Source organism: Barnesiella sp. An55, from assembly GCF_002161555.1.
GTDB classification, from domain to species: Bacteria; Bacteroidota; Bacteroidia; order Bacteroidales; family Barnesiellaceae; genus Barnesiella; species Barnesiella merdipullorum.
On the sequence record NZ_NFHZ01000014.1, the window covers coordinates 1 to 25,560 of the forward strand.

Sequence of the window (25,560 nt, forward strand, 5' to 3'; positions counted from 1 at the left end):
TGTATATCTTGTTTATTTATTTTCATACCTTCGAAGATCTCCCGGCCGAATTGACTTCGTTCTCTTTTCTCTCTTGTACTACACTTGCTTCTTTTCAGTCTTGTCAATGAACTTTATCTTCCTCGCTTTTCCGGGGCTTCGCGACCCCTTTCCAGCGGCGAAAGTGATGCAAAGGTACACCCTTTTCCCCTTTCGCTCCAAATTTTTTACCAACTTTTTTTCAAAAAATTTTCAGCCTCGACACAAAGCCTTTAGTCCTCTGTGTTTTACAACCTCATTTTTTTTCGAAGATGCTCTATCCTTTCTCGAGTATTCCATCCCTGCCCACCATGTTTTTTCGTGCCAACAGAGATAGCGAGGTGCATTAATCGACTTTCTTTTGTTTGCCGCTGAATTCTTTTATATCCAAACGTATGATTTCGGTACGATGAAACGACTTCTCGGCATATTTCAAACCGATGGTTATATCGTCGGGAGAATATTTCTCCAACAGGAGTTGCAAGGCGTGATGCCGCTCATCGGCCGACAGGCCTATTTGTGCCCGACATTTCAAGACGATGCTCTCATAGCCGGTGGTAAATTTATCGGGCAGGAGGTGGGTATGCCCCACTACACAAAAGGAAGCCTCGGGATGTTGACGGATACAGTCGAGTTTCTTCCCGACAGGAGCGCCATGCAGATAGAGGTGGTCGTGTCCATCCCACACGTAGTTGACGGGGATTCCGTAGGGGTTACCTTCGGAATCGACCAGGGAGAGCACTCCATACTCGCCCTCACGCAGGAGATGCAGCGCACGGGACTCGTCGAGCAGACGGTCTTGCCGCCGCACGGTTGAATTGTCGAATATCATGAATGACAGGGATTACCACAGAGACATTTGCGAAGGGTCGATCTGGTGCGCTTTCTTCTGCTCCAGAGCGGCCTGTTCCTCGGCTTCGCGTTTCTTTTTCTCTTCTTCCTTGCGCTTGGCTATCATCTCGGGGGTATCGGGCCGGGTAGGAATCAGCCAATTGTCGCCAAAGGTATCGAGGCCCGGGAAATCGTCGTCGGCTACCTCTTCGACCTTCTCGGGTGATTTGGCTTTGCGGCGGTGTTTCTTTTCGGGCTTTGGTGTTTCGACCGATTGCTCGACGGGTTGTTCGGGCTTTTCGGGTGCGGCTACCGGTTCGACTTCGACAGCAAGTTCGGAAGCGGCAGCAGGCTGACCACCAGACTCGGCATCGAAACTTATCACGGCCGGCTCGGGCTTCTCTTCGACAGGGGCCGAGGGAGCGACAACGGGATCGGACTTCTCGACCTCGACCGGTTTGGCAGCCTGGAGAGTCTCTATCTGCGAAAGCAGTTCCTGCCGCTGACTGCGCAATGCAGCCACCAGCGCATTGGCACTTTCCAAATCGGCCTTCAAGGCATTAAGCGCCTCGAGATGTGATGCGCTTTCTTCAGTCTGGCTTTCGAGCCGCTCGTTGCGCTGTGCCATTTCGCTCAGTCGTGTCTGCAACCGGGAATTGGCTTCGCCAAGGGTTTGCAGTTCTTTGTTGAGTTGCGCAATTTTCTCGTCCTTGGAGGCTTTTACCTGCTCGAACTGATGAAGCTTGGCCTCGACCTCATCCATAACTTTCAGCCCACTTTGAGCTTCGGCGAGTTCGGCTTCGAGAGTTTGTATTTGTGTAGAGAGTTGTGCCACTTTCTCCTCTTGTCGGGCCAACTCTTTTTGGGCCGTCTCTGCCTGTGTTGCCGCAGCCTGTTCGGCCTCGCGGGCTTGAGACAAATCGGCACGGGCTTGCTGCAACTCGGTGCGGAGCTGATCAACCTCGGCCGAGTTCTCGGTCTGTTTTTTCAACTCGCTTTTCAATTGGGTTATTTCGGCAAAGGCCGAATCGAGCTCTTCCTGATGCACGTTCGAGACTTTGAGTTTATTGACCAGGCTTTTGTTCTCGAGTTCAAACTGTTCTTTCTCGGCCTCGAGCGTGGCAATGCGAGCTTCCAACTCGTGTACCTTCTCGGTGACGGCCCGTTTCTGACGCTCGGCACTCAACTGGGCACTCTGCATGGTGTTGCGCTGCTCTTCGAGCTCTTTCACCTTGACCCGAGCCTCCTCGACTTCGCGAGTCAAAGCCTGATGCTTTGTCTCCCACTTGCGGGCGACCCACTCACGAGAACGCACATTGACATCGGCAATAAACTTCTTGAAGGGCTCGTCGAGTTGCTCGAAGAGGTATTTCTTTTCGGTATCCTTGTCGAGAGCTGCCAATACATACTCGGGCAGCGAGCGATTAAGCATCTCGACCAAGACATCGAGTAATGTATCGGGAAGCTGTATCTCACTCGCCTCCTCCTGAGAAAGTTTTGCGCCTTGCTCCGCTCCGGCAGGAGTTGCCTTCTCTACTGTCTCGACTTGCGGTCCTTTGTCACGCACACAAGCATTCGTTATATTTTCGGCCGTATAAGGCTGTGATTCCAATTCGTCGTCTTCGCCAGAAAAGCCCAATGCTCTCCCTACTTTTTTTAATATAGACATAGCTTATTCTACTTTTTTGTTTTCATTCAGGTCTAAGCCCGGTTTGGTGACCAGTCCCTTGCCCTTGCGTCCGTTAATCTCGATCAACACGGGATGGTCGAATTTAACTATTCTCAAAAATTCAGACTCGTAAACCGCCGGCAAACTGTTGAGATAGGCTTCGTCGTAGTAGCCATCGCCAGCAAACGAGTTGACCGTGAAATAGCCGACACCAAACGAGGTCAGGTTTTGGAAAAAGTGTGTACCCTGACTCGGCTCTATGCGGTAGTTGTCGAGCGCCGATTCGACAATGAGTCGAGCCGAAGAGATGTGCGGCCACTTGACCGGTATTCCCAACGAAGAGTCGCTCGAGCCCCACCGTCCGGGGCCTATGAGGATATAGTACTCGTCCCGCTCGGTAAAGGTACGATTTATTTTTTCTATTTCTCTTGCAATCGTGACATTATTTGATGCCTTGAAGTTTTGCGACTTGACATACACGATATGACGCACGTTGTCCATGATACCATGCCCCAGAGCGGTATTGCTCTTCAAAATAGTCTTCTCGTCGGGTATATCCATCACCTCGTCGTTGAGCATCTCTTTCATATCGACAATGGGTCGTATCTGCAACCAATAGACCGTACCGGGATTGCCGCCTGTACCATTGAGGTTTCCGGCAAACTCGATTTCGACGGGACGCCCCATCTCGCGACTGCCTACCGTGAGCATCGAGTCGAGAATCGTAGCCAGGGGGAAGGCATTGTGCTTCAAGATATTGGCAAAGGTAACCACCTTGCGTCCTCCCTCGTAATAGCCGTCGCGTATAATCTGATCCATGGGATCGTAGGTCGATACCATCAGCCGCAGGGAGTTGTCTTTTTCGGCATCACGCACCGAGAGTTTAAGCAGATTGAAACCATCGTCAATCGAAAAGTTTTTATTGCTACGCTTCATGTCCAAGGCGTAAAAGCGAGTTTGGGTATCGCGCAGAGCCAGATCGAGCGTGCTGGTTTGCAGTATCTTGTTGGGATGCCGAGGCGAGAAACGCAAGCTGCGTCCACCATCGACAATGTATTTGCCCAGCCCGACGGCCAAATCGACCACGCCATCTTCGGCCTTCTCGTCGTTAATGGGGTAATAGTTGATCGATCGCCCTACTCCGGCAAAAGAGGGATAGTAGCGGTCGCCATACTGTGTGCCCACGACTTCTTGCAGGATGATAGCCATCTTCTCCTGGTCGATGACATTGGAAGTAGCGGTCATATAGGCCTTGCTGTCGGCATAGAATACCGAGGCATAGACGGCTTTCACCGCATCGAGCAACAAGCGCAGCATCTCTTCCTTGTCGTCGAGCGCCGGTATCATGTAGGTCGAATAGATGCCGGCAAAGGGCTGGTAGTGCGAGTCTTCCAGCAGGCTCGACGAACGCACGGCAATGGGCTTGCCCACGACATCGAAGAAGGCCAAAAGGTCAGGGTTCAACTCTTCGGGGAGTTTTGCCTTGAGAAAATGGTCGAGAATCTCCTCGTCGGATATATCGGAGAGCGCTACCTGATAGAGGTTGTTGCTCTCCATGAAGGTGTCGAAAATATCGGTACAGAGTACCACCGTCTTGGGCACCGTCACATTCACCCCTTCGATATCGTCGAAGATGGGGTTTCGCTTGATCATGGCGTCGATAAAGGCCAAACCGCGGCCTTTACCCCCCAACGAGCCATCGCCGATGCGGGCAAAATTGGAGTATTTGTCGAAGCGGTCGCGCTTGAAGATGGCCACTACTCCCCGGTTCTTCATCTTCCGATACTGCACGATGGCATCAAAAATGAGTTGCCTGATTTCGGAAATCTCGCTCAAGTCGGTAATGCGACGCGGCTGCAACGCTTCGGCCATGGGGAATATGGCCCGCGAATAGAGCCATCGCGATATGTGGTTGCGCGTAGCATGGTAATATAGCGACTCGTCGGGGATGATGTCGATATTGTCCTGCAAATCCTTGAGGTTCTTGATGGTGACAATGGGCTCTCCCGTATGGGGATTGATAAAGGTAAAGTCACCGAAACCGAAGTTCTTCAGAATCGTTTTGCGCAAATCGACAGGCAGTTTCTTGGAGTTCTTGTCCAGAAACGAAGCATTCAGTCGGATGGCCTCCTTGTGATTCTCCCACTCGGACGACTCGATGATGAGCGGCAAATAGGGATCGCACGAACGCACATAGGAGCAGAACTTGATGCCTGCCTTCTTGTCTTTCTCTCCGGCTCGAATGAACGAGACATCGGAGATGATGCCCAACATATTCCCCGAGTATTTCTCGTAGATCTGCATCGCCTCCTCATAGGTGCGGGCCAACATGACCTTGGGGCGCCCCCGCATGCGCAGCATACGCTCATGCTCGTTCAGTGCCTCGGTCGAGAAGATTTGCGACTGCTTTAATACGAAATTATACAGATGCGGCAGAATAGACGAATAGAAACGAATGGAATCTTCGACCAGCAGAATGAGCTGTACACCCACCGAGGTGATATCGACCTCGGCATTCATCTTGTCCTCGATGAGCTTGATGATAGCCACCAGCAAATCGACATTGCCCAACCAACTGAAGACGTAATCGACCCCGCTCAAGTCTTCCTTGGCGATGCGCCTCGACACCTCGTGAGAGAAGGGAGTGAGCACCACAATAGGTATATAGGGATAGAGACGCTTCATGGCTTTGGCCTGGGTAAAGGTCTCGGAGCAATCGACACCCGGCATGGTAATGATAAGGTCGTAGCGCTTCATGGCCAACTCTTCGAAGGCCTCTTCGTTGGTCGTTACCTGCTTCACCCGCGGAGGCGAACTCAGGTTCAACGACACATACTCAAAATAAATTTGCTCTTCGACCCGCCCGTCTTCCTCCATGATAAAGGCATCGTAGCGACTCGCAACAAGTAAGACATTGAAGACCCTTTTTTGCATTAAGTTAGCAAAAGAGGTATCTTTCAAGTACAATTGATTTATATTTGGTCGATTCATTGTTCTATTGTCGATTTAGCCTTACAAAATGCTATTTCACTTTTTTGCAGTTTAATTGTTCAAAAGTAGTAAAAAAAATTTTTTTATCCATAGAATTATGTACATTTGCGATAAGAGAAACGAGTATCTCCCCCAGGAGGTACCCAACCATGAATTTAACTTAACAACATCGCGACTATGAACATTGAGCACATCATGACATCATTGGAGGCAAAGCACCCCGGTGAGTCGGAGTATTTACAAGCGGTACACGAGGTGTTACTCTCTATCGAGGAGGTCTATAACCAACACCCCGAATTCGAAAAAGCCAAGCTGATTGAGCGGCTTGTCGAGCCCGACAGAATCATCACCTTCAAAGTACCCTGGGTTGATGACAATGGTGAAATACAGATAAACCTGGGTTACCGTGTGCAATTCAACAACGCCATTGGCCCGTACAAAGGCGGTATCCGTTTCCACGCTTCGGTAAACCTTTCCATATTGAAATTCCTGGGATTTGAACAGACCTTCAAAAACGCCCTCACCACATTGCCTATGGGCGGCGCCAAAGGAGGTTCGGACTTCAGCCCGCGCGGCAAATCAGACGCCGAAATCATGCGTTTCTGCCAATCCTTCATGCTGGAGTTGTGGCGCCATCTGGGCCCCGACACCGACGTGCCTGCCGGCGATATAGGCGTAGGCGGCCGCGAGGTAGGCTACATGTTTGGCATGTACAAGAAACTCACTCACGAACACACCGGTACGTTTACGGGCAAAGGTCTCGAATTTGGTGGCTCGCTCATTCGTCCCGAGGCAACCGGTTACGGAGGTCTCTACTTCGTAAAACAGATGTTGGCTACCAAGGGTATCGACATCGCCGGCAAACGCATCGCCATCAGTGGTTTCGGCAACGTAGCCTGGGGTGCCGCCTCGAAAGCAACCCAACTGGGTGCCAAGGTGGTAACCATATCGGGTCCCGATGGTTATGTATATGACCCCGACGGTATTTCGGGCGAGAAGATCGACTACATGCTCGAGTTGCGTGCTTCGGGCGAAGATATCGTAGCACCCTATGCCGAGAAATATGGTGTACAATTCTTCCCCGGCAAACGTCCTTGGGAACAGAAAGTCGATATCGCTCTGCCTTGCGCTACCCAAAACGAGCTCGACGAAGAGGATGCCAAGAAACTGATCGAGAACGGCGTAATCTGCGTAGGCGAGATTTCCAACATGGGTTGCCGTCCCGAAGCGATTGACCTCTTTATCCAACACCGCATCATGTACGGTCCGGGCAAAGCTGTTAACGCCGGTGGTGTAGCTACCTCGGGATTGGAAATGACTCAAAACGCCATGCACATCTCGTGGACGGCCGAAGAGGTTGACCAACGCCTGCACACCATCATGAGCGACATCCACGCTCAATGTGTGAAATATGGTACCGAACCCGACGGTTACATCAACTACATGAAGGGCGCCAACATCGCCGGCTTCATGAAAGTAGCCAAAGCCATGATGGCTCAAGGTGTCATCTAAATCGGCGGATATAAAAAAGATAAAACAACCTACCGATAAATAACGAAGAGGGCGACCGCGCATTGCGGGGTCGCCCTCTTTCTTGTTCATATATACTATTTTGAATCTCCTCTACAAACGCCGCAAAGGTATTACAACACCTTGACCAAATCGAGACGGTCGTCGCGCAACCGGGCAGTAGCCCAGTTGATCGAGGTAATGGTATAGAGGCTGCAAGGAGCCGTATCGTCGGCCATGTGACGCAGATACACGGGATTTTGAATGATAGCCTCACCCACGGTAAGCAGATGGTTCTTGTCCAATTGCTCGCGTATGGTGCGACAGAACTCCTCCTTCTCGGATTCAAAACTGGGCGAAACGACAAACAATACGCCCTCACAAAAGGTAGTCAGGGAAACCTCGCGCTGAAAAGGCAATATATTGTCCACCAGATTCTCTTGGGTCAGGTAGAGAATATGCTTGTTCAACAACGAGCGTCTATAACATAACTGATGTGAGAAGAATCCTTTTTTCATCCTATTGGCTATTTATGAATCTATTTTTATTCTTTTGAGTGCTCCTTGCCAATTCCGATGCTGTTCGTGGTCGGGGCTTTCGGGCAACGACTTCTGCGTGCTCACCTGCGGGAAGCGGTCGTTATAGTGCCGGCGAACAAGCGAGATACTGTCGATATACAACTTTCCCTGAACCGGCTGCACAGGCAGCACGACATACCCATAGAGGCGCAGTAGCGACGAAACCGAATCGGACTGCAGCGGCAGTGTGCACCAGCCCTCCCGAGTGACATCGACCTGGTTATAGACCACATCGTTGTTGCTATGACGTATGGCCATATACACCTGAGGCTTGACGGCCAGCTTGGGCAACAGCAACACCTTGAAGCGCAATTCGAAATAGTCGCGGGTGTGGAAGTTTTCGTCGGGAGCAATATCGAAGGTGAGCAGATTGGTGGCCTGCCGGGTATCGAAGACATGAGCCCGAGTCTGTTTCCACACATCCACACTGTCGCCGGGTTGCGACATGGTTTGCGAGTTGTCCTCGGCCAGGAGTTTCTTGGCCTCCTCATTCTCGGCCTTGAGGCGCTCTATCACCTGCTCGTATATCGTCATATACTCCTCGATATGATGGCCATACCACACCAGATTGGTGTCGAACTGCTCTTGCGTGATACCGTGTTTCAAGAATACGGCTTCCCGCAATTTCTTCTTGTCGGCATCGTTGTTGTAGATGTTGTAGTTCGACTCGATTACCGCCTCGGCTTTATGGACATCGACCAGCAGATCGACCATCTTCTTTTCGCTCAAGACATAGTCGGGGTCGTGGCTACAGGCAGCCACCGCAAACAGAGCTATTATGACATATACCAGGTTTCTCATATCGCATTACTCGGACTTCGACTCTTTCTTGTGGTCGGTAGAGAGATATCGGTGATAAAACAAGATGAGACATATGACTCCCACCGAGATGGCCGAATCGGCTATGTTGAATACGGGACGGAAGAATTCGAACAGCTCCCCTCCTACCCAAGGCATCCAGTCGGGCCAGTAGAAACTGAAGAGCGGGAAGTAGAGCATATCGACTACCCGGCCGTAGAAGAGCCCGGCGTATCCATCGCCCGGTACAAACGAGGCGACCAACGGGGGCATGGGGTTGTCGAATATCAGTCCATAGAACAGGCAGTCGATGATGTTGCCTGCTGCCCCGGCAATAATCAGTGCCAGACAGACGATGAACCCCGTGGGCATTTGGGGGTTCTTCTTCACCCGATTCAGTATCCACACCAGCAGGACGACGGCTACAACGCGGAAGAGTGTCAGGAAAAGCTTACTCCCCACCTCCATGCCGAATGCCATGCCGTTGTTCTCGATAAAGGCAATGTAGAACCAGTCGGTCACATGAATGGCCTGGCCGATATACATGTGGGTTTTCACCCATATCTTCACGACCTGGTCGATAATGAGTACAAGCACGATCACCGCGAGGGCGATTTGGCCTTTGGTCAATTTCTTCATCATTTTTCTCTTTATTCAAAAACAGATTCGACCTTCGTGCTTTTCCTGTCGAGAAGAGCAACCGAAGGTCGAATTGTATTCAGCATATCGCTTCGATAAGTTTTACAAAACCGGCGTAACCTCCTGCGGCTTCCCGCAGGGAGCCGACAGGCAGGAGTGCGGCCCACTTATTTTCTGCGTCCATCTACCTTCGCATCTATGCCCAGCGTGGCGTGAGGAACGGCACGGAGTCTCTCCTTGGGAATCAACTTACCCGTTTCGCGGCAAATGCCGTAGGTCTTGTTCTCTATACGCACAAGAGCGGCCTGCAAGTGCTGGATAAATTTCATCTGACGTTGAGCCAGCTGCCCGGCCTCTTCTTTGGAGAGGGTGCTTGCACCTTCTTCCAGCACCTTGAACGTGGGTGATGTATCGGTTACATCGTTACCATCGGTATTCATAATAGAGGCTTTGAGCAAATCGTAATCACGATAAGCTTTCTCGAGCTTCTCATTGATAATCTGTCTGAACTCTTCCAACTCAGCATCGGAATAGCGTGTTTTTTCACTCATAATTATTCTTGGTTAAAGTTATACATTTTCATTGGCTCACGCCCCCACATCGGGGGTCCTTACCTCAGGTCAAATATAACAGAAATATTACTATGGTTCTCTATTATTTTACTGATTTAACAATTTTGATATTTACCTTGAAGGTGTCGAAATCCAATTCGTTGACATTCTCGCCCGAGAGGTTATCGACTATCTCAAACGTGTTGGCCAGTACCTGGCGCGACATGTAATCGCGATACTCCTTCACAGCCTGGTCGGTCTCGGCATTAGAGGCAATGAATACATCGATTTTGTCGGTGATATCAAAGCCCGAGGTCTTGCGGATATTCTGGATACGGTTCACCAGTTCGCGGGCCACGCCCTCGCGATGCAGTTCGTCGGTCACGGTAATATCGAGTGCTACGGTGAGGTTACCCTCGTTGGCCACAAGCCACCCGGGAATATCTTCCGAAATAACCTCCACGTCGCCCTTCTCGATGGTGGCTTGCTGCCCGTCGATATCGAAGGTGAAGGTGCCGTTCTTCTCAAACTCGGCAATATCGGGTTGCGACATGGCGGCAATGGTAGCAGCCAGTTGTTTCATAATCTTGCCATAGCGCGGGCCCAGTTTCTTGAAGTCGGGTTTCACGCGTTTTACCAAGATGCCGGCAGCATTATCGACAAACTTCATCTCCTTCACGTTCACCTCGTTCAGAATCAGGTCCTTCACAGCCTCGATATGAGCCTGCTGGTCTTGGTTGAGCACCGGTACCATGAGGGTTGTGAGCGGCTGGCGCACCTTGATGTTGACTTTACGACGCAGAGCCAGCACCATCGAAGTCATGGTTTGGGCAATCTGCATACGCTCCTCGAGAGCCGAGTCGATGTATTTATCGCAGCTCACGGGGAAGTCGGCCAGGTGTACCGAACGGTTGTCGCGGCCGGTAGCCGTGGTGAGGTCGGTATAGAGGCGGTCGGCATAGAATGGCGCAATGGGAGCCATGAGTTTGGCAACCGTTTCGAGGCAGGTATAAAGCGTCTGGTAGGCCGACAGCTTGTCGTCGGTCATGGAGCCGCCCCAGAAACGTTTACGGTTCAGGCGCACATACCAGTTACTGAGGTTGTCGTTGACAAAGTCGGCAATGGCACGGCCGGCACGCGTGGGCTCATAGGCGGCCAGTTGTTCATCGACTTCCTTGACGAGCGAGTTGAGCAGCGAGATAATCCAGCGGTCTATCTCGGGGCGTTTCTCCACGGGAATTTCGGGCTCGGCAAAGGTGAAGCCATCGACATTGGCATAGAGGGCAAAGAACGAATAGGTGTTGTAGAGGGTGCCGAAGAATTTGCGGCGCACCTCCTCGATACCATCGACATCGAACTTGAGGTTGTCCCAAGGCGACGAGTTGGTTATCATGTACCAACGCAGCGGGTCGGAACCATATTTCTCGATCGTGCTGAAGGGATCGACGGCATTGCCCAAGCGCTTGGACATCTTGTTGCCGTTCTTGTCGAGCACGAGACCATTGGAGACTACGGCTTTGTAGGCCACACTGTCAAATACCATCGCAGCGATGGCGTGCAGCGTGAAGAACCATCCACGCGTCTGGTCCACACCCTCGGCAATGAAGTCGGCAGGATATACCTCGCGTTTGTCGAAGGCCTCTTTGTTCTCAAACGGATAGTGTATCTGGGCATACGGCATGGCGCCCGAGTCGAACCACACGTCGATGAGGTCGCTCTCGCGCTTCATGGGTTTGCCCGAGGGCGAAACGAGCACGATATCATCGACATAGGGACGGTGCAAATCTATCTTGTTATAGTTCTCGGCCGTATATTCACCGGGCACGAATCCCTGTTTCTTGTAGGGGTTCTCGGTCATCAGTCCGGCAGCTATCGATTTTTCGATTTCGTTGTAGAGCTCCTCGACCGAGCCGATGCAAATCTCTTCGCTGCCATCCTCGGTGCGCCAGATGGGCAACGGGGTTCCCCAATAACGGCTGCGCGAGAGGTTCCAGTCCTGCAGATTCTCGAGCCATTTACCAAATCGGCCGGTGCCGGTCGATTGGGGTTTCCAGTTGATAGTGTTGTTGAGCTCAATCATGCGATCGCGACAAGCCGTGGTGCGGATGAACCAGCTGTCGAGGGGATAGTAGAGCACCGGTTTGTCGGTGCGCCAGCAGTGGGGATAGCTGTGCACATGCTTCTCGATTTTGAACACCTTGTTGGCCTGCTTCAGCATCACACAGATATCGATATCGAGCGTGGCATCATCGTCGGTAAGGTTAGCGTCGTAGGCATTCTTGACATACCGGCCGGCATACTCGCGATAGGCCTCGACATTGACATTCTGTTTCACAAACTCGGGGTCGAGGTCTTCGAGCAGGTAGAACTTACCGGTCATATCGACCATGGGGCGACGGTTACCGTCCTTGTCGAGCATCATCAACGGGGGTACACCGCTGGCCTTGGCCACCCGATCGTCGTCGGCACCAAAGGTAGGTGCAATGTGCACGATACCGGTACCATCCTCGGTTGTCACAAAGTCGCCGGTAATCACCCGGAAAGCTCCTTCGCCGGGATTTACCCACGGCAACAGTTGCTCATACTCCATACCGGCCAGGTCGCTGCCCTTGTACTCGGCTACGACTTTCCAGGGAATGAGCTTGTCGCCCGGCTTGTAGGCATCGAGAGCCAAATCGGCGGCCTTGGCATTGAAGAGCGTAGGCACAAGCACCTTGGCTACAATCACGCTGATGGGCGCTCCCGTATAGGGATTGTAGGTCTGCACGAGGTTGTAATCGATATTGGGGCCTACACAAAGCGCCGTATTGGAGGGCAAAGTCCAAGGCGTCGTGGTCCATGCCAGGAAATAGGGCTCACCGAAAGCCGCCATCTCGGGACGCGGATTGCGAATCTTGAATTGTGCGATACAGGTCGTATCCTTCACATCGCGGTAGCAACCGGGCTGGTTGAGCTCGTGCGAGCTGAGGCCGGTACCGGCAGCAGGCGAATAGGGCTGGATGGTATATCCCTTGTAGAGGTAGTGGTTGTTGTAGAGTTGCTTGAGCAGCCACCACAGCGTCTCGATATACCGGTTGTCGTAGGTAATGTAGGGGTTCTTCATATCGACCCAGTAGCCCATGCGGTGCGTGAGGTCTTCCCACTCGCGGGTAAACTTCATCACATCCTTGCGGCACGTGGCGTTGTAGTCGGCCACCGAAATGGTTTTACCGATATCCTCCTTGGTAATACCCAAAGCCTTTTCCACACCCAACTCGACGGGCAGACCGTGGGTATCCCACCCGGCTTTACGCTTCACATGGAATCCCTTCATGGTCTTGTAACGGCAGAAAATATCCTTGATAGAGCGTGCCATTACGTGGTGAATACCCGGCATACCGTTTGCCGAGGGGGGACCTTCGTAGAATACGAACGAAGGACAACCTTCGCGGGTTTCCAAACTCTGATGAAAAAGATCTTGCTTATCCCATTGTTCCAAAACCTCTTTATTGATTTCAGAGAGGTCGAAATGAGAATATTCGGTGAATTTCTTACCCATATATTTCTTGAAATAGTATTTACTAAAAAATCGGCACGAAGATACAAAAAAAGCTGTAACCATGAAAGAAACAGCTTTATAATATTTGACCGAAAGATTTAAGGCAGCCCTCCTACCCCTCCAGCGGAACCTCTACCCACTCGCCCCGGCTCAACTGCCACACGGCGGTATAGCCGGCCCGGGCCAGTGCTTGCAGGGCTTCGGGGCGGCCGGCATTGATTTTGGTCGGGATATGTGCGTCGGAGTTGACCACCACCCGTATGCCCAACCGGTGCATCTGCTCGAAGTAATCTTCGTTGGGAAAGAAACGGCCTCGGGTTGCCCAGGCCTTGGTATTGACCTCGACCATCAGGTGGCGTGCGGCTATCGCCTCGAGATAGTCGGCAACCAGCCGCCGGTACCAGGCCTCGTGGTCGAGCCCGGGACGATAGAGCGACGCATTGAGCCCTATCTTGTCGAGGTGTCCCAGAAAGTCGAAGCCACCCAACTCGATCAACCGGAACGAACTGCGATAGAATCGGTGCACCGCCTCATCGACATCGCCTTCGAAATAGGTGTCGATATAGGTCTTGAAGCGGTCGGGAGAGCCGTCAGTATCGATGGGAGTACCGTCGGGCGTAACGATATAGTGTACCGACCCGATGCGATAATCGAGAGGCAACTCTCTGAAATAGGATATCGAGGGGTTGAAACTGTCGTCGAGAAAATCGATCTCGAGCCCTACATACAATTCGATTTGAGACGAATAGAGGGCCTTGAGCCGATGGAACTCATCGAGGTAGGCACTCATCCGCTCCCGGTGCATGTTGCAGTTATTGGGCACGGGAAACGGAGCGTGCGACGATATGCCATAGGCCGAGAAGCCCTCGGCAATGGCCTCCTTCACAAACTCCTCCATGGGGGCGTGCCCGTCGCAGAACTCGCAATGCGAGTGGTAATTAGTCAGTAAATTCATATCATCTCTTTAAGGGTTCACGGCCCGGCAACGAGCGTTTGAACCGAACGAACAAAACGGTTACCAATAGCGTAACCACAAAGGCTATACCCAACGAAATGCCATAGGACAACCTGAATCCCTCCTGGGCAAAGAAGATATAGGTAACCGTGACCACGGTCATAAACAGAGCCGGGATGAGAGAAATCCAATAGCATTTATGCTCCCGGGTGAGCCACACGGTGATAGCCCACAGCGTGAAGGTGGCCAGCGTTTGGTTGCACCAGGCGAAATAGCGCCACAGCACCTCAAAGTCGATCATCATCACCACCCAGGTCAAGGCAAAGATGGGCAGCGAGATGAGTACTCGGTTGAGAACTTTCTTTTGGGATATATGCAGAAAATCGGCCGCAATCAACCGGGCCGACCGCAAAGCGGTATCGCCCGAAGTGATGGGTGCGGCTATCACACCGAGCATAGCCAAGATACCCCCGAAGGTTCCCAACCATCCTACCGATATGTCGTTGACCAGCACCGCTGGGGTTTTTCCTTTCAGATACTCGAAAAGCGAATCGAACGAGCCGTCGAAGAAGGCAATTGCGGCAGCAGCCCAGATGAGGGCGACAATGCCCTCGACCACCATGGCGCCATAGAATACCCGGCGGCCCATCTTCTCGTTTTTGAGGCAACGGGCCATCATGGGCGACTGGGTGGCATGAAATCCCGATATGGCTCCGCAGGCAATCGAGATGAACATCATGGGGAATATGGGATTGATATCGGAGTCGGGCCGGGTGTAACCTATCGCCTCGGTAAACTCGGGCAGACTGTCGGGCCGCATGAAGAGGGCCACCATGATGCCTATGGCCATAAACAGGAGCGCGAAACCAAACAGGGGATAAAGCTGCCCGATGAGCTTGTCGATGGGTAACAGCGTAGCCAGTATGTAGTACCCGAAGATGATGGCAATCCACATGGTCGTGGTGGTACCCTCGCCCGTGAGCAGATCGAGCAGATTGGCCGGATTGACTACAAACACGGCTCCGATGAGTATCATCAGGAGCAGCGAGAATCCCCGCATCACCTGCTTGATGCCGGTTCCCAGTTCATCGCCTACAAGCTCGGGCAGACTGGCACCGTTGCGTCGCACCGAGAGCATCCCCGACATATAGTCGTGAACGGCCCCGCCAAAGATGGTTCCAAAGACAATCCACAGATAGGCGGCCGGCCCGTAGAGGATACCCATAATGGCTCCGAAGATGGGCCCCAGCCCGGCAATATTCAAGAACTGTATGAGAAAAACTTTCCATGTGGGCATGGGAATATAGTCGATCCCGTCGGTCGAGGTATAAGCGGGAGTGGCTCTATCGGGCTCTACTCCAAATACTTTCTCGACCCAGGCACCATACACGAAATAGCCGACAATCAGCAACAACAGGGCAATACAAAATGTGATCATATTTATTCAGTTCTGTAAATCATGGTTCAGACAAAGTCACTCGCACGAAAAAAGGTTCGTGCACAGATGCAGCTATTTATCCAAATCGAATCGATTCGTTATCCTCCCTCTGATGGAGTGTTACAAAGGTATAATTTTTTTATGATTCGGCAGAGGGTTTTCCACCAGAAAAAAAGCCGCTCTCCTTTGCTGGAGCGGCGGCTTTTCTTCTCGCTGTTTACAGCGACATACCCTATTTGGCGGGGAGTATCTCTATCCAGTAATCGTCGGGATCGTGGATAAAGTAAAGCCCCATCGCTTCGTTTTCGAAACAAACGCAGCCCATCTCTTTGTGGAAGGCTCGCACCTGATCGTAGTCGCCCTCGACCCGCACACACAGGTGGCTCTCGTTCTCGCCCAGTTCATAGGGCTGAGTATGGTCGCGCAACCAGGTAAGCTCGATCAGGAAAGGCGACACGCCGTCGGTAAGATAGACCAGAATGAAAGAGCCGTCGGCAGCCTCTTTTCGCTGAGCCTCGGTAAATCCCAGAGCCTTGTGATAGAAGGCAATGCTACGGTCGAGATCGGTCACGTTTACATTGAAGTGGTCGAATTTTGATTTTATCTCCATATTGTCTCATTTTATAGTTACAGAATCTCCAGTATGACTCAGCAGCACAAATTCGGCACCGTGCTGCCGGGCAATAGGGGCAAAGGCTTCGGCCTTGGCCGTAGCGGGATAGAAGTGCATGGGCACGAACAGTCCCACCTCGAAGCGCTCGACAAACTGCCGGGCACCCCGCATATAGTCGCTACCCAACCGGGCATCGACAGGAAACATTGCCACATCGAAACGCTCGACCTCCCGGGCCAGATAGTCGAGTTCGGCCCGATAGGCCTCCTCGGCCTCGTGTACCTCGGCCTCGGTCGATTCGTCTATCCAGTGCCAGTTGTTCAGGTCGCCGGCATGAAAGATGGTGCGCCCGCCGGTCTCAACCTCATACGAAGCCCCCAGGTCGGTCGAGCCAAAGGCGGTTACCTGCAGACGTTCGTCGGCATACGACTCACCCCGACTCAAAAACACGGCATTGGACAAAGTCGCCAACTCTTTGCGACCGGCCATCTCTCGCGGGAACAGATAACAGATGCGGCCATGCGACCGGCTCCAAGTCAATATCTCGGGATTGTAGTGGTCGCGATGCTCATGCGACACCAGCACATAGAGGGGTTGCTGCCGGCGTAACACCTCGTCGAGTATTGCCTCACCCCCACGGTAATAGTCAAACACGATGGCAAAGCCATCGGCCTCGAGCAAAAATCCGCTGTGAAAAAGATAAGTCAGTTTCATTCTTTCATCCATATAAAAACCGCTTATAAAAACAGGTTGCGGGTCACGATTGTTTGCCGGTGAGTTGCATAGCCAACGCCTCGGCACAACGTTCGCCGTCGATAGCGGCCGACACGATGCCACCGGCGTAACCGGCACCTTCGCCGCAAGGATAGAGTCCCCGCAGACGAATATGCGTCATGGTCTCCCTGTCGCGGGGTATCCGCACCGGCGACGAGGTTCGGGTCTCTACCCCAATCATCACCGCCTCGCGGGTGAGAAAGCCGTGCGACACCTTTCCGAAGTGCTTGAATCCCTCTTGTAAACGAGTCACGATAAAGGGGGGCATCCAAAAGTGCAATGGCGAAGCGATAAGTCCCGGCGAATAGGACGACCGAGGCAGGTCGTAGGAGTTGCGCCGGTTGACGAAATCGGTCATGCGCTGGGCGGGAGCCGTCTGCTTGCAATTGCCGTTGAGGTAGCACTGGCGCTCAAGATCTTCCTGGAACTTGATACCGGCCAGCACCCCGTAGGCCGAGAAGCGATCGGCAAAATCTTCGGGCTGCAACTCGACCACCATTCCCGAATTGGCCCAGGCCGACCCCCGGTTCGACGGCGACATGCCGTTGACCACAATCTGCTCGGGCCCGCTGGCAGCCGGCACCACAAATCCGCCGGGACACATGCAGAACGAATAGACGCCCCGTCCGTTGACCTGGGTCACAAAGCTATACTCGGCAGCCGGCAGGTATTTGCCCCGACCGTGAGGATTGTGATACTGTATCGTGTCGATCAATTGCTGGGGATGCTCCAGACGCACCCCCACGGCAATGCCTTTGGCCTCGAGTTCTACCCCCTTGTCGTGCAACATGTAATAGACGTCGCGGGCCGAGTGGCCGGTGGCCAGAATGACAGGGCCCGTGAACTCTCGACCGTCGGCCGTGACAATGCCCCGCACCTCGTCGCCCTCGACGATGAGACTCTCCATGCGGGTCTCGAAATGGGCCTCACCGCCCGACTCGATGATGCGGTTACGCATGCGCTCAATGACGGCCGGCAACTTGTCGGTCCCGATATGCGGATGGGCATCGGAGAGAATCGATACCGAAGCCCCGTGTTGACAAAAGATCTGGAGAATGCGATCGACATTTCCCCGCTTCTTGCTGCGGGTATAGAGCTTCCCGTCGGAGAAAGCCCCGGCACCACCCTCGCCAAAACTGTAGTTCGACTCGGGGTCGATGCGCTGCTCGCGACTGATGCGGGCTATATCTTTGCGGCGGTCGTGCACATTCTTTCCCCGCTCGACCACCACGGGTCGCACCCCCAGTTCGATGAGGCGCAGGGCGGCAAACAATCCGGCCGGGCCGGCTCCCACCACAATGGCCCGAGGCTTGCCCGACACATCGCCATACTCGATGCGAGGGAACTCGTCGTCCTGCGGGAACTCGTTGACATACAGCCGCACCTTCACATTGACCATCACCGTGCGCTGGCGAGCGTCGATCGATCGCTTGAGCACCCTCACACTCTTTATCGTGCGTATATCCATACCTTGCTCACGAGCCACATACGCCGCTATGCTCTGTTCCGAGGCGGCCTGCTCGGGCAAAATTCTCAATTGCAATTCCTGAATCATAATTCCATAATTCTGTTTATCCGAAAAGTTGGCGGAAGGCCTCCTCGACCTTGCGCACCGGAAGCAGCTCGATAGAGAGCCGCGACGTGTCGAACCCCTTGAGATTGTTCTGCGGGATGAGCATACGCTTGAAGCCCAGTTTCTCGGCCTCGAGGATGCGCTGCTCGATGCGGTTTACGGGACGTATCTCGCCCGAGAGTCCCACCTCGCCGGTCATGCAGGTACCGGTTTCGATGGCCATATCCATGTTCGACGAAAGAATAGCACTGATTACCCCCAGGTCCATCGCCGGGTCGTTGACCTTGATGCCTCCCGCAATGTTGAGAAAGACATCCTTCTGGGCCAGTTTGAACCCCACCCGCTTCTCGAGCACGGCCAGCAACATGTTCATGCGCCTCAAGTCAAACCCCGTGGCCGAACGCTGCGGAGTTCCATAGGCCGCCGTACTTACCAGCGCCTGAGTCTCGATGAGGAAGGGGCGTACCCCCTCGATGGTAACGACGATGGCTACGCCGCTCAACCCCTCGTGGTCTTGCGAGAGCAGCATCTCCGAGGGATTCGAGACCTCACGCAGACCATTCTGCCGCATCTCGTAAATGCCCAGCTCCGACGTGCTGCCGAAACGGTTCTTAATCGAACGCAGAATACGGTACATATAGTGACGGTCGCCCTCAAACTGCAACACGGTATCGACGATATGCTCGAGCACTTTGGGACCCGCAATGCTCCCCTCCTTGTTGATATGACCCACAAGCAGCACGGGGGTATTGGTCTGCTTGGCAAACTTCAGCAACGAGGCGGCACACTCGCGCACCTGCCCCACACTGCCGGGCGACGACTCCATGGCCGTAGTGGCAATGGTCTGTATCGAGTCAATAACCACGATATCGGGATTCACATTGCGTATGTGCACGAAAATATCTTCGAGCGAAGTCTCGCACACGATATAGCAGTCGGGGGCACTGCCGCCAATGCGCTCGGCCCTCAACTTCAACTGCCGGGCACTCTCCTCGCCCGACACATATAATATCTTATATCCCTTGAGCCCCAAAACGGTCTGAAGGATAAGGGTTGACTTGCCTATACCCGGCTCGCCGCCTATCAGCACCAGCGACCCGCGCACGAGTCCTCCGCCCAACACCCGGTTGAGTTCTCCGTTTCCCAGGTCGATGCGCGACTCCTCGGTCACCTGAATGTCGTCGATACGCTGCGGGCGCACCTTGCTCTCGCCCGACAAACCATATCCGCTACTCCCCGACGAGGCGGGCTTCGTGCTCACCACCTCCTCGACATAGGTATTCCACTCGCCGCACACCGGGCAACGGCCTATCCACTTGGGCGACTCGGCCCCGCAATTGTTACAAAAATAAACCGATTTTGTCTTTGCCATATTTTACGATACGATTTGCCTCCTACGGAACTCGGCACAGGTAATGGCCGCTGCCACGGCCACGTTGAGCGACTCGGAGGTGGGTTGCCCGGCCGGATAGCTGGGGATATAGAGACGGCTGCCTATGTAGGGTTCGAGCTCGGGCGATATGCCGTTGCCCTCATTGCCCATCACAATGACACCGTGAGACGACAAGGCCGACCGATAGATGTCGGTACCGTCGAGGAAGGTGCCATAGACGGTATTCCTATCCATTGCCTCAAGAAACTGAGCCAACGGCGTATAGTAGAGCCGCACACGCGCCAAAGCCCCCATGGTGGCCTGCACCACCTTGGGATTGTAGAGATCGGCCGTCTCGGGCGAGCAGACGATGTGTCGGATACCGAACCAGTCGGCCAGACGCACAATCGTGCCCAGGTTGCCGGGGTCCTGTACCGTGTCGAGCGCCAACACCAGTTCGTGCCGCAGAGCCTCGACATCGAGCCGATAACGGGGTATGCGGTATATGGCCATCACATCGGCCGGGGTAGTAAGTTGCGACACCTTGGCCATCTCCTGGTCGGTTACCTCCTGCACCTGCCGGTAGCAGGCCTGGGGATGCGACTCAATCCACCGGCGGGTGGCCAGCAACAGGTCGCACTCAAAGGCCTCCCATGTATCTTCGACCAGTTTATTACCCTCGGCAATAAAGCAGCCTTCGTCGCGCCGTCCCTTCTTGCGGGCGAGCGACTGTATGCGTTTGATTTGATTTTTACTAAGCATTGCTTATCCGATAATTCGATAAACTCGTGAGGCTCCCTCAACGGCCCCACGCTACGGCACTCAATGGCCGGTATTCATAATCCAGGCGTTTGCAAAAACGGGTTGCTCCTTGACCAGCCTTGCAAGGTATTGACGAGCCCCCTCGAAGTCGCCGAACGAGGCTACATAAAGCCGGGCTTTGCGCGGGGTTTCATAGATGTGCAGGTCGCACGAGACACCTTGCTGACGGAAACATTCGATCTGTTTCTCGGCCAAACGTTTGGAGGGAAGTGACGAGACTATGATATAATAGGTATCGGCAGTGGAGTTTGCAGGAGTTACCGCAGCTTCGGGGGCAACCGATTCGACCGGTGCCTCGGCGCTATCGCCCGGAATCGCTGCATCGGCAACAGACTCGTCGGCCTCATCGATTTCGAGCAATTGGGCCGTATCGCCTGCGGTGCTGAAAAGTTCGGCCGAAAGCACGCCGGCATAGTTGACCGTGGTGTCGGGGGTATTGACAGGCTTCGACAGCATCAGCAAAAAGACGATGACCGCAGCTGCCACAGCCGCAGCCCGCAAAGCGCGACGGGGGAACGAGATATAGATGCGATCGGGGGCCTTGGTCTCCTCGACGGTCGGCGATTCATTCTCGGCTTCGGGCTCTTCCAGCAGAGTTACCTCGACAGGGGCAAATCCCAACCGGGGATATTCGATAAAGTTGGTTCCATCGACACGGAAACTCAACTGCCCGTCGGCCTGTACAAAACAGCCCAGCCGCCCCAATCGATACGCTTCGCCAGCCTCGACGGCCCGACGGATGGCATCGACCTCAACGGCAATTGCCTCGCAGGCTTCGTCGCGAGTCATAAACTCGGCCCGCATGACCGAGCGGAGCAAGAGTTCATCGTCGCCGGTCTCACCGGGACGAAACTCGATATGACGCATCGGGGGCAGAAACGAACTCCCGTCGGGCATCAACTGTGCCTGACGATAGAGAACCGCAAACATACCCACGCCCGGGAGAGAAACCCGGTCGTTATGCAACAACAAGTATTCAATATGACGCGCCAATCCAATCATACAACAAAGGTATGAATTTTCTTTCGTCGGCACAACAGAAGAGAAAAAAAATCTTTATTTTTTCGACCGGCAACGGGCTCAAGCGTCCATGCCGCAAGAACTATTTTTCATCGTCTTCCTGCAGCAGTCGCTCGGCGGCCTGCCGGTCATAGCCCAACTCGACAGCCCGTTTCAAATCGGCCTTGGCCGACTCCCGCTCATACCGAGCCAACTTGCCCAGGGCCCGCAGCACATACACCACCGGGTCGTCGGGGTCAAGCTCCATGGCCTTCTCGATATCCTTGTCGGCCTTGGCATACTGTCCGGCAAAAAGATAGGCTTCGGCCCTACCCACATAGAGAATCTCTTTCTCGGGGTTGAACTTGATAACCTGCGAATAGACCTCGATGGCCTCGGGGTAATAGCCCATCACCTTCAGCAACGAGGCGAAACCGATGCGGCCGTTGGCACTGGCAGGATTCAGTTTGAGCAGGCGCTCAAAGTCGGCCCGACTCGAAACCGTGTCGCCTCGCCCCAGTTCGATAAGGCCTCGCTGGTAGAGGGCATCCTCGTCGGTATCGTCGATCATCAGGATTTGACTGTAATCGTTGTAGGCCAGATCGATGCTGTCGATTTCGGAGTAAAGAGCCGCCCGATTGCGCAACAGCGTAACCGAGTTGGGGGTCATCAACAGGCCGTTGGAGTAACTCTTGAGAGCCTCGTTATATTTGCCGGCATAGCGCTGCACGGTGCCCAGATTGGACATGAGCAGCGAGTTCTGCCCGTTGGCCGGCTCGGTGCGCAACGCACTCAACAAGGCATGCTCGGCCCCAAGCCAGTCTTTGGCCTTGATGCAACTGTCGGCCTTCTCGACCCACTGATAATAGCTCTGTGCCCACAGTCCCAGAGGCAGACACAGGATAAGCACTATAATCCCAATCTTTTTCATCGTCAAAATTTTACCTAACAAAGGTAGGTCTTTAAGCATTACATACACCTATCGAGATTCTAAAAAGTACTCAAAAAAAACAGTCCTTGAAAAAAATTCTGTTATTTTTGCGAAATATGAAACATTACCGCTCGATATTTCTTACCCGCACGGGCCGATGGGCCTTGTTGCTATGGATAGGAATCGCCACTCTTTTCGCCGGATGTTGCAAGGACGACCCCGAACCTGCAGCCGTGAATCGCACGGTGCTGGTTTATATGCTGGCCAACAACAACCTGGGGTCGAGCTACGGCTTCGACTCGCACAATATCGACGAGATGATGCAGGTTGCAGCAGCCGGTAAATTGAACGGAGGCAACCTTGTCATCTATCGCGACGGCTACGACACCAACCCGCAACTGATTCAGATCAAGCGAAACTTGTCGGGGCAGGCCCAACAGGTAGTAGTCAAGGAATACCCCGACCGCAACTCGGCTTCGGGCGAGGTCATGCGGTCGGTCATTGACGAAACGATGCAACTGTTCCCGGCAGCCGAATATGGATTGATTCTGTGGTCGCACAGCACGGGATGGGTCCCGGGCAACTCGTCGCTGGCCCTTTCGCGGAGGCGATTGCAAGGCCCCCCTACCCGCTCGTTCGGACAAGACGGCTCGTATTATATGGAACTCGACGAACTGGCCGATGCTCTGCCCGACCATCGGTTCCGGTTCATCCTCACCGACGTCTGTTTCATGGGTGGGGTCGAGTGTGCCTACCAGCTGCGCAACAAAACCGACTATTACATAGGCTCGGTAGCCGAAGTAATGGGCGCCGGTATGCCCTACACCCTCAACATCCCCCTGCTGTTTGACTACACCCTCAATCTGGGGAATGTGTGCCAATCGATCTACGACTATTACAACGGCATGTCGGGAGTCTATCGCACCGCTACGACAAGCCTGATTGATTGCGGCAAGCTTGAGGTACTAGCCGACGCTGTCCGCCCGATTTTCGAGGCACACAGCAACGAAGCGGCTCCCGACCTCTCGGGGGTTCAGCACTTCGATCGGCAACGTCCCTACATATTTTTCGACTTGCGCGACTACCTGTCGCAAATAGCCACAGACGACGAGATGGCCCGCCTCGACCAGGCTCTCGCCGAGTGTGTGCTATACCAGGCGGCCACCCCATCGATATTGGGGTCACTTCCCATATATCATCACTGCGGGCTCAGTTGCTACGCTTTGGGGAGCGGCGATGCCACCCTCGACAGCTACTACACCACCCTCGACTGGTACCAGCAAGTCTATCCAACCAACTATTGAAAAATCATTTAACCCTATCATTCAATTATGTCTATTCTTAATTCCCTATTGACGCTGTGGGCTCAAACGCCCGAAATGCCAGCTCCTGAAGAAGTGGCGCAGACCTGGCAGCAGAAACTCTCGTCGCTCTCGTCGCTCTCGCTCGAACAATTCGTCGAACAAGCTATCGACGCCATCCTGCACGGCCTGGTCAAGATTGCCATCGCCCTGGCTATCTTCTTCATTGGTAAATGGATTATCAACCGCATCCACAACTTCGTGGCCAAAGCCTTCGTCCGCCGCAACGTCGAACTCTCGCTGCGCACCTTCCTGCTGAGCCTCATCCGCATCATCCTCATGCTCATCCTCATCGTCATCGTCATTGGGGTGCTGGGTATCAACACCAGTTCGTTCCTGGCCATCTTTGCTTCGGCCGGTCTCGCCATAGGTATGGCCTTGAGCGGCACATTGCAAAACTTTGCCGGCGGAGTGATGATACTCCTCTTCAAGCCCTACAAGGTAGGCGACTTCATCGAGGCCCAAGGCTACTCGGGCACGGTGAAAGAGATTCAGATATTCAACACCATCCTCAATACCCCCGACAACAAAACCATCATCATCCCCAACGGAGGGCTCTCGACCGGCAGCCTCAACAACTACTCGAAAGAGGGACGCCGCCGGGTGGACTGGACGATTGGCATCGCCTATGGCGACGACTTCGACACGGCCCGCATGGTGATTCTGCAACTGCTGGCCGCCGACAAGCGCGTATTGACCGAGCCGGCTCCGTTTGTAGCTCTGAGCAGCCTGGCCGACAGTGCCATCGAGATTACCGTGCGCGCCTGGGCTGCAGCCGAAGATTACTGGGGTGTCTATTTCGACTTCAACGAACAGGTTTACAAACAGTTCGAGAAGTACAACCTGCACTTCCCCTATCCGCAAGTCGATGTACACATGGTCGATCAATAAACGACATCAACCTATTCACTGATTACCGGGAGGCATACTCGCAAACGAGTATGCCTCCCGCATTTTTCCAGGGGAAAGCTGCCGCGCCTGCACGAGAAGTTTGCGGTTTCTTTGTATATTCGTGCGCAAAAAGAGACGATACAATGATACGAGAGGTAAATCCACAGACCGATGCCGCTGCCATTACGGGCATCTACAACGAATATATTCTACACAGCACCATCTCATTCGAGACCCAGCCACTCACGGTCGAAGCCATGCACGACCGCATCGCTCACATTGCCAACCAATATCCCTACTTCGTGGCCGAGGAGGGAGGCGTCATCGTTGGCTATTGCTACGCCCACCCCTGGAAAGAGCGGGCCGCCTACGGGCACACCCTCGAAACCACCGTATATCTGTCGCCCGAGAGCCAAAGCCGAGGCATTGGCAAACAGCTCATGCTGAAGCTCATCGGCGAGTGCCGGGCCCGGGGCTATCGGGCATTGATAGCCTGTATCACCGGCAACAACGAGGCCAGCCGCACATTTCACGAGCGACTCGGATTCTCCCAGGTATCGCTATTCAAGGAGGTAGGCTACAAATTGGGGCAGTGGCTCGACGTAGTCGATTACGAATTGCTGTTGACCGCACAAACCTCTCTCGACCGTAGCGAATCGGCGACGTTAAAATTTTGAAGAATTGCAATTTTAATGTGCAAAAACGGTTC

21 protein-coding genes are annotated in these 25,560 nt (G+C 53.6%); 4 read left to right on the forward strand and 17 right to left on the reverse strand.

The genetic code is table 11. The annotated features are described in order from the left end of the window. Positions 1–364 precede the first annotated feature (364 nt). The 3 genes from B5G10_RS09155 to B5G10_RS09165 all read right to left on the reverse strand — a co-directional run bounded on the left by B5G10_RS09155 (position 365) and on the right by B5G10_RS09165 (position 5,509). Positions 365–850 carry a pyridoxamine 5'-phosphate oxidase family protein gene (locus B5G10_RS09155; RefSeq protein WP_087424438.1) on the reverse strand — a complete coding sequence of 162 codons (486 nt, stop codon included), beginning with the start codon at positions 848–850 and terminating at the stop codon, positions 365–367. A 12-nt stretch (positions 851–862) separates the two neighbouring features. After that, positions 863–2,416, reverse strand: coding sequence for a hypothetical protein (locus tag B5G10_RS09160; protein ID WP_143241108.1), 1,554 nt, complete (start codon positions 2,414–2,416; stop codon positions 863–865). Between the two features lie 105 nt (positions 2,417–2,521). Beyond that, entirely contained in the window at positions 2,522–5,509 is a 2,988-nt protein-coding gene (locus B5G10_RS09165; protein ID WP_087424440.1) for a PEP/pyruvate-binding domain-containing protein, read from the reverse strand. Positions 5,510–5,686: 177 nt separating this feature from the next. Here B5G10_RS09165 and gdhA point away from each other — a divergent pair, with 177 nt between their 5' ends. Then, the gene (gdhA, locus tag B5G10_RS09170) at positions 5,687–7,021 is read left to right on the forward strand and encodes an NADP-specific glutamate dehydrogenase (RefSeq protein WP_087424441.1); all 1,335 of its coding nucleotides are present in this window, start codon (positions 5,687–5,689) and stop codon (positions 7,019–7,021) included. A 131-nt stretch (positions 7,022–7,152) separates the two neighbouring features. Here the strand turns inward: gdhA and B5G10_RS09175 are convergent, their stop codons facing one another. The 14 genes from B5G10_RS09175 to B5G10_RS09240 all read right to left on the reverse strand — a co-directional run bounded on the left by B5G10_RS09175 (position 7,153) and on the right by B5G10_RS09240 (position 22,599). Next, positions 7,153–7,536 carry a hypothetical protein gene (locus tag B5G10_RS09175; RefSeq protein WP_143241109.1) on the reverse strand — a complete coding sequence of 128 codons (384 nt, stop codon included), beginning with the start codon at positions 7,534–7,536 and terminating at the stop codon, positions 7,153–7,155. Positions 7,537–7,548: 12 nt separating this feature from the next. After that, positions 7,549–8,397 carry a DUF4296 domain-containing protein gene (locus tag B5G10_RS09180; protein ID WP_087424443.1) on the reverse strand — a complete coding sequence of 283 codons (849 nt, stop codon included), beginning with the start codon at positions 8,395–8,397 and terminating at the stop codon, positions 7,549–7,551. A gap of 6 nt (positions 8,398–8,403) precedes the next feature. Further along, a complete protein-coding gene (locus B5G10_RS09185; protein WP_087424444.1) occupies positions 8,404–9,033 on the reverse strand; it encodes a lipoprotein signal peptidase in 630 nt (209 codons plus the stop codon). A 167-nt stretch (positions 9,034–9,200) separates the two neighbouring features. Then, positions 9,201–9,584: a TraR/DksA C4-type zinc finger protein gene (locus B5G10_RS09190; RefSeq protein WP_087424445.1), complete on the reverse strand. Its 384-nt coding sequence runs from the start codon at positions 9,582–9,584 to the stop codon at positions 9,201–9,203. Between the two features lie 103 nt (positions 9,585–9,687). Further along, entirely contained in the window at positions 9,688–13,122 is a 3,435-nt protein-coding gene (gene ileS, locus B5G10_RS09195; protein WP_087424446.1) for an isoleucine--tRNA ligase, read from the reverse strand. Between the two features lie 112 nt (positions 13,123–13,234). Then, positions 13,235–14,077 (reverse strand): histidinol-phosphatase, encoded by an 843-nt coding sequence (locus B5G10_RS09200; RefSeq protein ID WP_087424447.1) that lies wholly within the window; start codon positions 14,075–14,077, stop codon positions 13,235–13,237. A gap of 1 nt (position 14,078) precedes the next feature. Beyond that, positions 14,079–15,515, reverse strand: coding sequence for a carbon starvation CstA family protein (locus B5G10_RS09205; RefSeq protein ID WP_087424448.1), 1,437 nt, complete (start codon positions 15,513–15,515; stop codon positions 14,079–14,081). Positions 15,516–15,747: 232 nt separating this feature from the next. Continuing rightward, positions 15,748–16,125, reverse strand: coding sequence for a VOC family protein (locus B5G10_RS09210; protein ID WP_087424449.1), 378 nt, complete (start codon positions 16,123–16,125; stop codon positions 15,748–15,750). A gap of 6 nt (positions 16,126–16,131) precedes the next feature. After that, complete coding sequence (locus tag B5G10_RS09215; RefSeq protein WP_087424450.1) at positions 16,132–16,854, reverse strand: MBL fold metallo-hydrolase; 723 nt, start codon at positions 16,852–16,854, stop codon at positions 16,132–16,134. 31 nt (positions 16,855–16,885) lie between these two features. After that, a complete protein-coding gene (locus B5G10_RS09220) occupies positions 16,886–18,457 on the reverse strand; it encodes an FAD-dependent protein (protein WP_087424451.1) in 1,572 nt (523 codons plus the stop codon). Between the two features lie 16 nt (positions 18,458–18,473). Beyond that, the gene (gene radA / locus B5G10_RS09225) at positions 18,474–19,847 is read right to left on the reverse strand and encodes a DNA repair protein RadA (protein WP_087424452.1); all 1,374 of its coding nucleotides are present in this window, start codon (positions 19,845–19,847) and stop codon (positions 18,474–18,476) included. 3 nt (positions 19,848–19,850) lie between these two features. Beyond that, positions 19,851–20,609: an RNA methyltransferase gene (locus B5G10_RS09230; RefSeq protein WP_087424453.1), complete on the reverse strand. Its 759-nt coding sequence runs from the start codon at positions 20,607–20,609 to the stop codon at positions 19,851–19,853. Positions 20,610–20,669: 60 nt separating this feature from the next. Continuing rightward, positions 20,670–21,671: a hypothetical protein gene (locus B5G10_RS09235; RefSeq protein WP_087424454.1), complete on the reverse strand. Its 1,002-nt coding sequence runs from the start codon at positions 21,669–21,671 to the stop codon at positions 20,670–20,672. A 100-nt stretch (positions 21,672–21,771) separates the two neighbouring features. Continuing rightward, on the reverse strand, positions 21,772–22,599 hold the full coding sequence (locus B5G10_RS09240; RefSeq protein WP_087424455.1) for a tetratricopeptide repeat protein: 828 nt from the start codon (positions 22,597–22,599) through the stop codon (positions 21,772–21,774). A gap of 116 nt (positions 22,600–22,715) precedes the next feature. Between B5G10_RS09240 and B5G10_RS09245 the strand changes: the two genes are divergently transcribed. The 3 genes from B5G10_RS09245 to B5G10_RS09255 all read left to right on the forward strand — a co-directional run bounded on the left by B5G10_RS09245 (position 22,716) and on the right by B5G10_RS09255 (position 25,528). Beyond that, a complete protein-coding gene (locus B5G10_RS09245; RefSeq protein WP_087424456.1) occupies positions 22,716–23,903 on the forward strand; it encodes a clostripain-related cysteine peptidase in 1,188 nt (395 codons plus the stop codon). Positions 23,904–23,978: 75 nt separating this feature from the next. Next, the gene (locus tag B5G10_RS09250; protein ID WP_241147748.1) at positions 23,979–24,851 is read left to right on the forward strand and encodes a mechanosensitive ion channel domain-containing protein; all 873 of its coding nucleotides are present in this window, start codon (positions 23,979–23,981) and stop codon (positions 24,849–24,851) included. Positions 24,852–24,994: 143 nt separating this feature from the next. Continuing rightward, positions 24,995–25,528 (forward strand): GNAT family N-acetyltransferase, encoded by a 534-nt coding sequence (locus B5G10_RS09255; RefSeq protein ID WP_087424458.1) that lies wholly within the window; start codon positions 24,995–24,997, stop codon positions 25,526–25,528. Positions 25,529–25,560: the final 32 nt, after the last annotated feature.

Bases quoted from the DNA above. Each gene is read 5' to 3' on its own strand.
- ileS (WP_087424446.1), bottom strand. From the start codon at position 13,122: ATGGGTAAGAAATTCACCGAATATTCTCATTTCGACCTCTCTGAAATC.
- B5G10_RS09230 (WP_087424453.1), bottom strand. From the start codon at position 20,609: ATGCTTAGTAAAAATCAAATCAAACGCATACAGTCGCTCGCCCGCAAG.
- B5G10_RS09155 (WP_087424438.1), bottom strand. From the start codon at position 850: ATGATATTCGACAATTCAACCGTGCGGCGGCAAGACCGTCTGCTCGAC.
- B5G10_RS09180 (WP_087424443.1), bottom strand. From the start codon at position 8,397: ATGAGAAACCTGGTATATGTCATAATAGCTCTGTTTGCGGTGGCTGCC.
- B5G10_RS09235 (WP_087424454.1), bottom strand. From the start codon at position 21,671: ATGATTGGATTGGCGCGTCATATTGAATACTTGTTGTTGCATAACGAC.
- B5G10_RS09220 (WP_087424451.1), bottom strand. From the start codon at position 18,457: ATGATTCAGGAATTGCAATTGAGAATTTTGCCCGAGCAGGCCGCCTCG.
- gdhA (WP_087424441.1), top strand. From the start codon at position 5,687: ATGAACATTGAGCACATCATGACATCATTGGAGGCAAAGCACCCCGGT.
- B5G10_RS09255 (WP_087424458.1), top strand. From the start codon at position 24,995: ATGATACGAGAGGTAAATCCACAGACCGATGCCGCTGCCATTACGGGC.
- B5G10_RS09185 (WP_087424444.1), bottom strand. From the start codon at position 9,033: ATGAAGAAATTGACCAAAGGCCAAATCGCCCTCGCGGTGATCGTGCTT.
- B5G10_RS09175 (WP_143241109.1), bottom strand. From the start codon at position 7,536: ATGAAAAAAGGATTCTTCTCACATCAGTTATGTTATAGACGCTCGTTG.
- B5G10_RS09240 (WP_087424455.1), bottom strand. From the start codon at position 22,599: ATGAAAAAGATTGGGATTATAGTGCTTATCCTGTGTCTGCCTCTGGGA.
- B5G10_RS09250 (WP_241147748.1), top strand. From the start codon at position 23,979: ATGCCAGCTCCTGAAGAAGTGGCGCAGACCTGGCAGCAGAAACTCTCG.
- B5G10_RS09200 (WP_087424447.1), bottom strand. From the start codon at position 14,077: ATGAATTTACTGACTAATTACCACTCGCATTGCGAGTTCTGCGACGGG.
- B5G10_RS09190 (WP_087424445.1), bottom strand. From the start codon at position 9,584: ATGAGTGAAAAAACACGCTATTCCGATGCTGAGTTGGAAGAGTTCAGA.
- B5G10_RS09245 (WP_087424456.1), top strand. From the start codon at position 22,716: ATGAAACATTACCGCTCGATATTTCTTACCCGCACGGGCCGATGGGCC.
- B5G10_RS09165 (WP_087424440.1), bottom strand. From the start codon at position 5,509: ATGAATCGACCAAATATAAATCAATTGTACTTGAAAGATACCTCTTTT.
- B5G10_RS09215 (WP_087424450.1), bottom strand. From the start codon at position 16,854: ATGGATGAAAGAATGAAACTGACTTATCTTTTTCACAGCGGATTTTTG.
- radA (WP_087424452.1), bottom strand. From the start codon at position 19,847: ATGGCAAAGACAAAATCGGTTTATTTTTGTAACAATTGCGGGGCCGAG.
- B5G10_RS09210 (WP_087424449.1), bottom strand. From the start codon at position 16,125: ATGGAGATAAAATCAAAATTCGACCACTTCAATGTAAACGTGACCGAT.
- B5G10_RS09205 (WP_087424448.1), bottom strand. From the start codon at position 15,515: ATGATCACATTTTGTATTGCCCTGTTGTTGCTGATTGTCGGCTATTTC.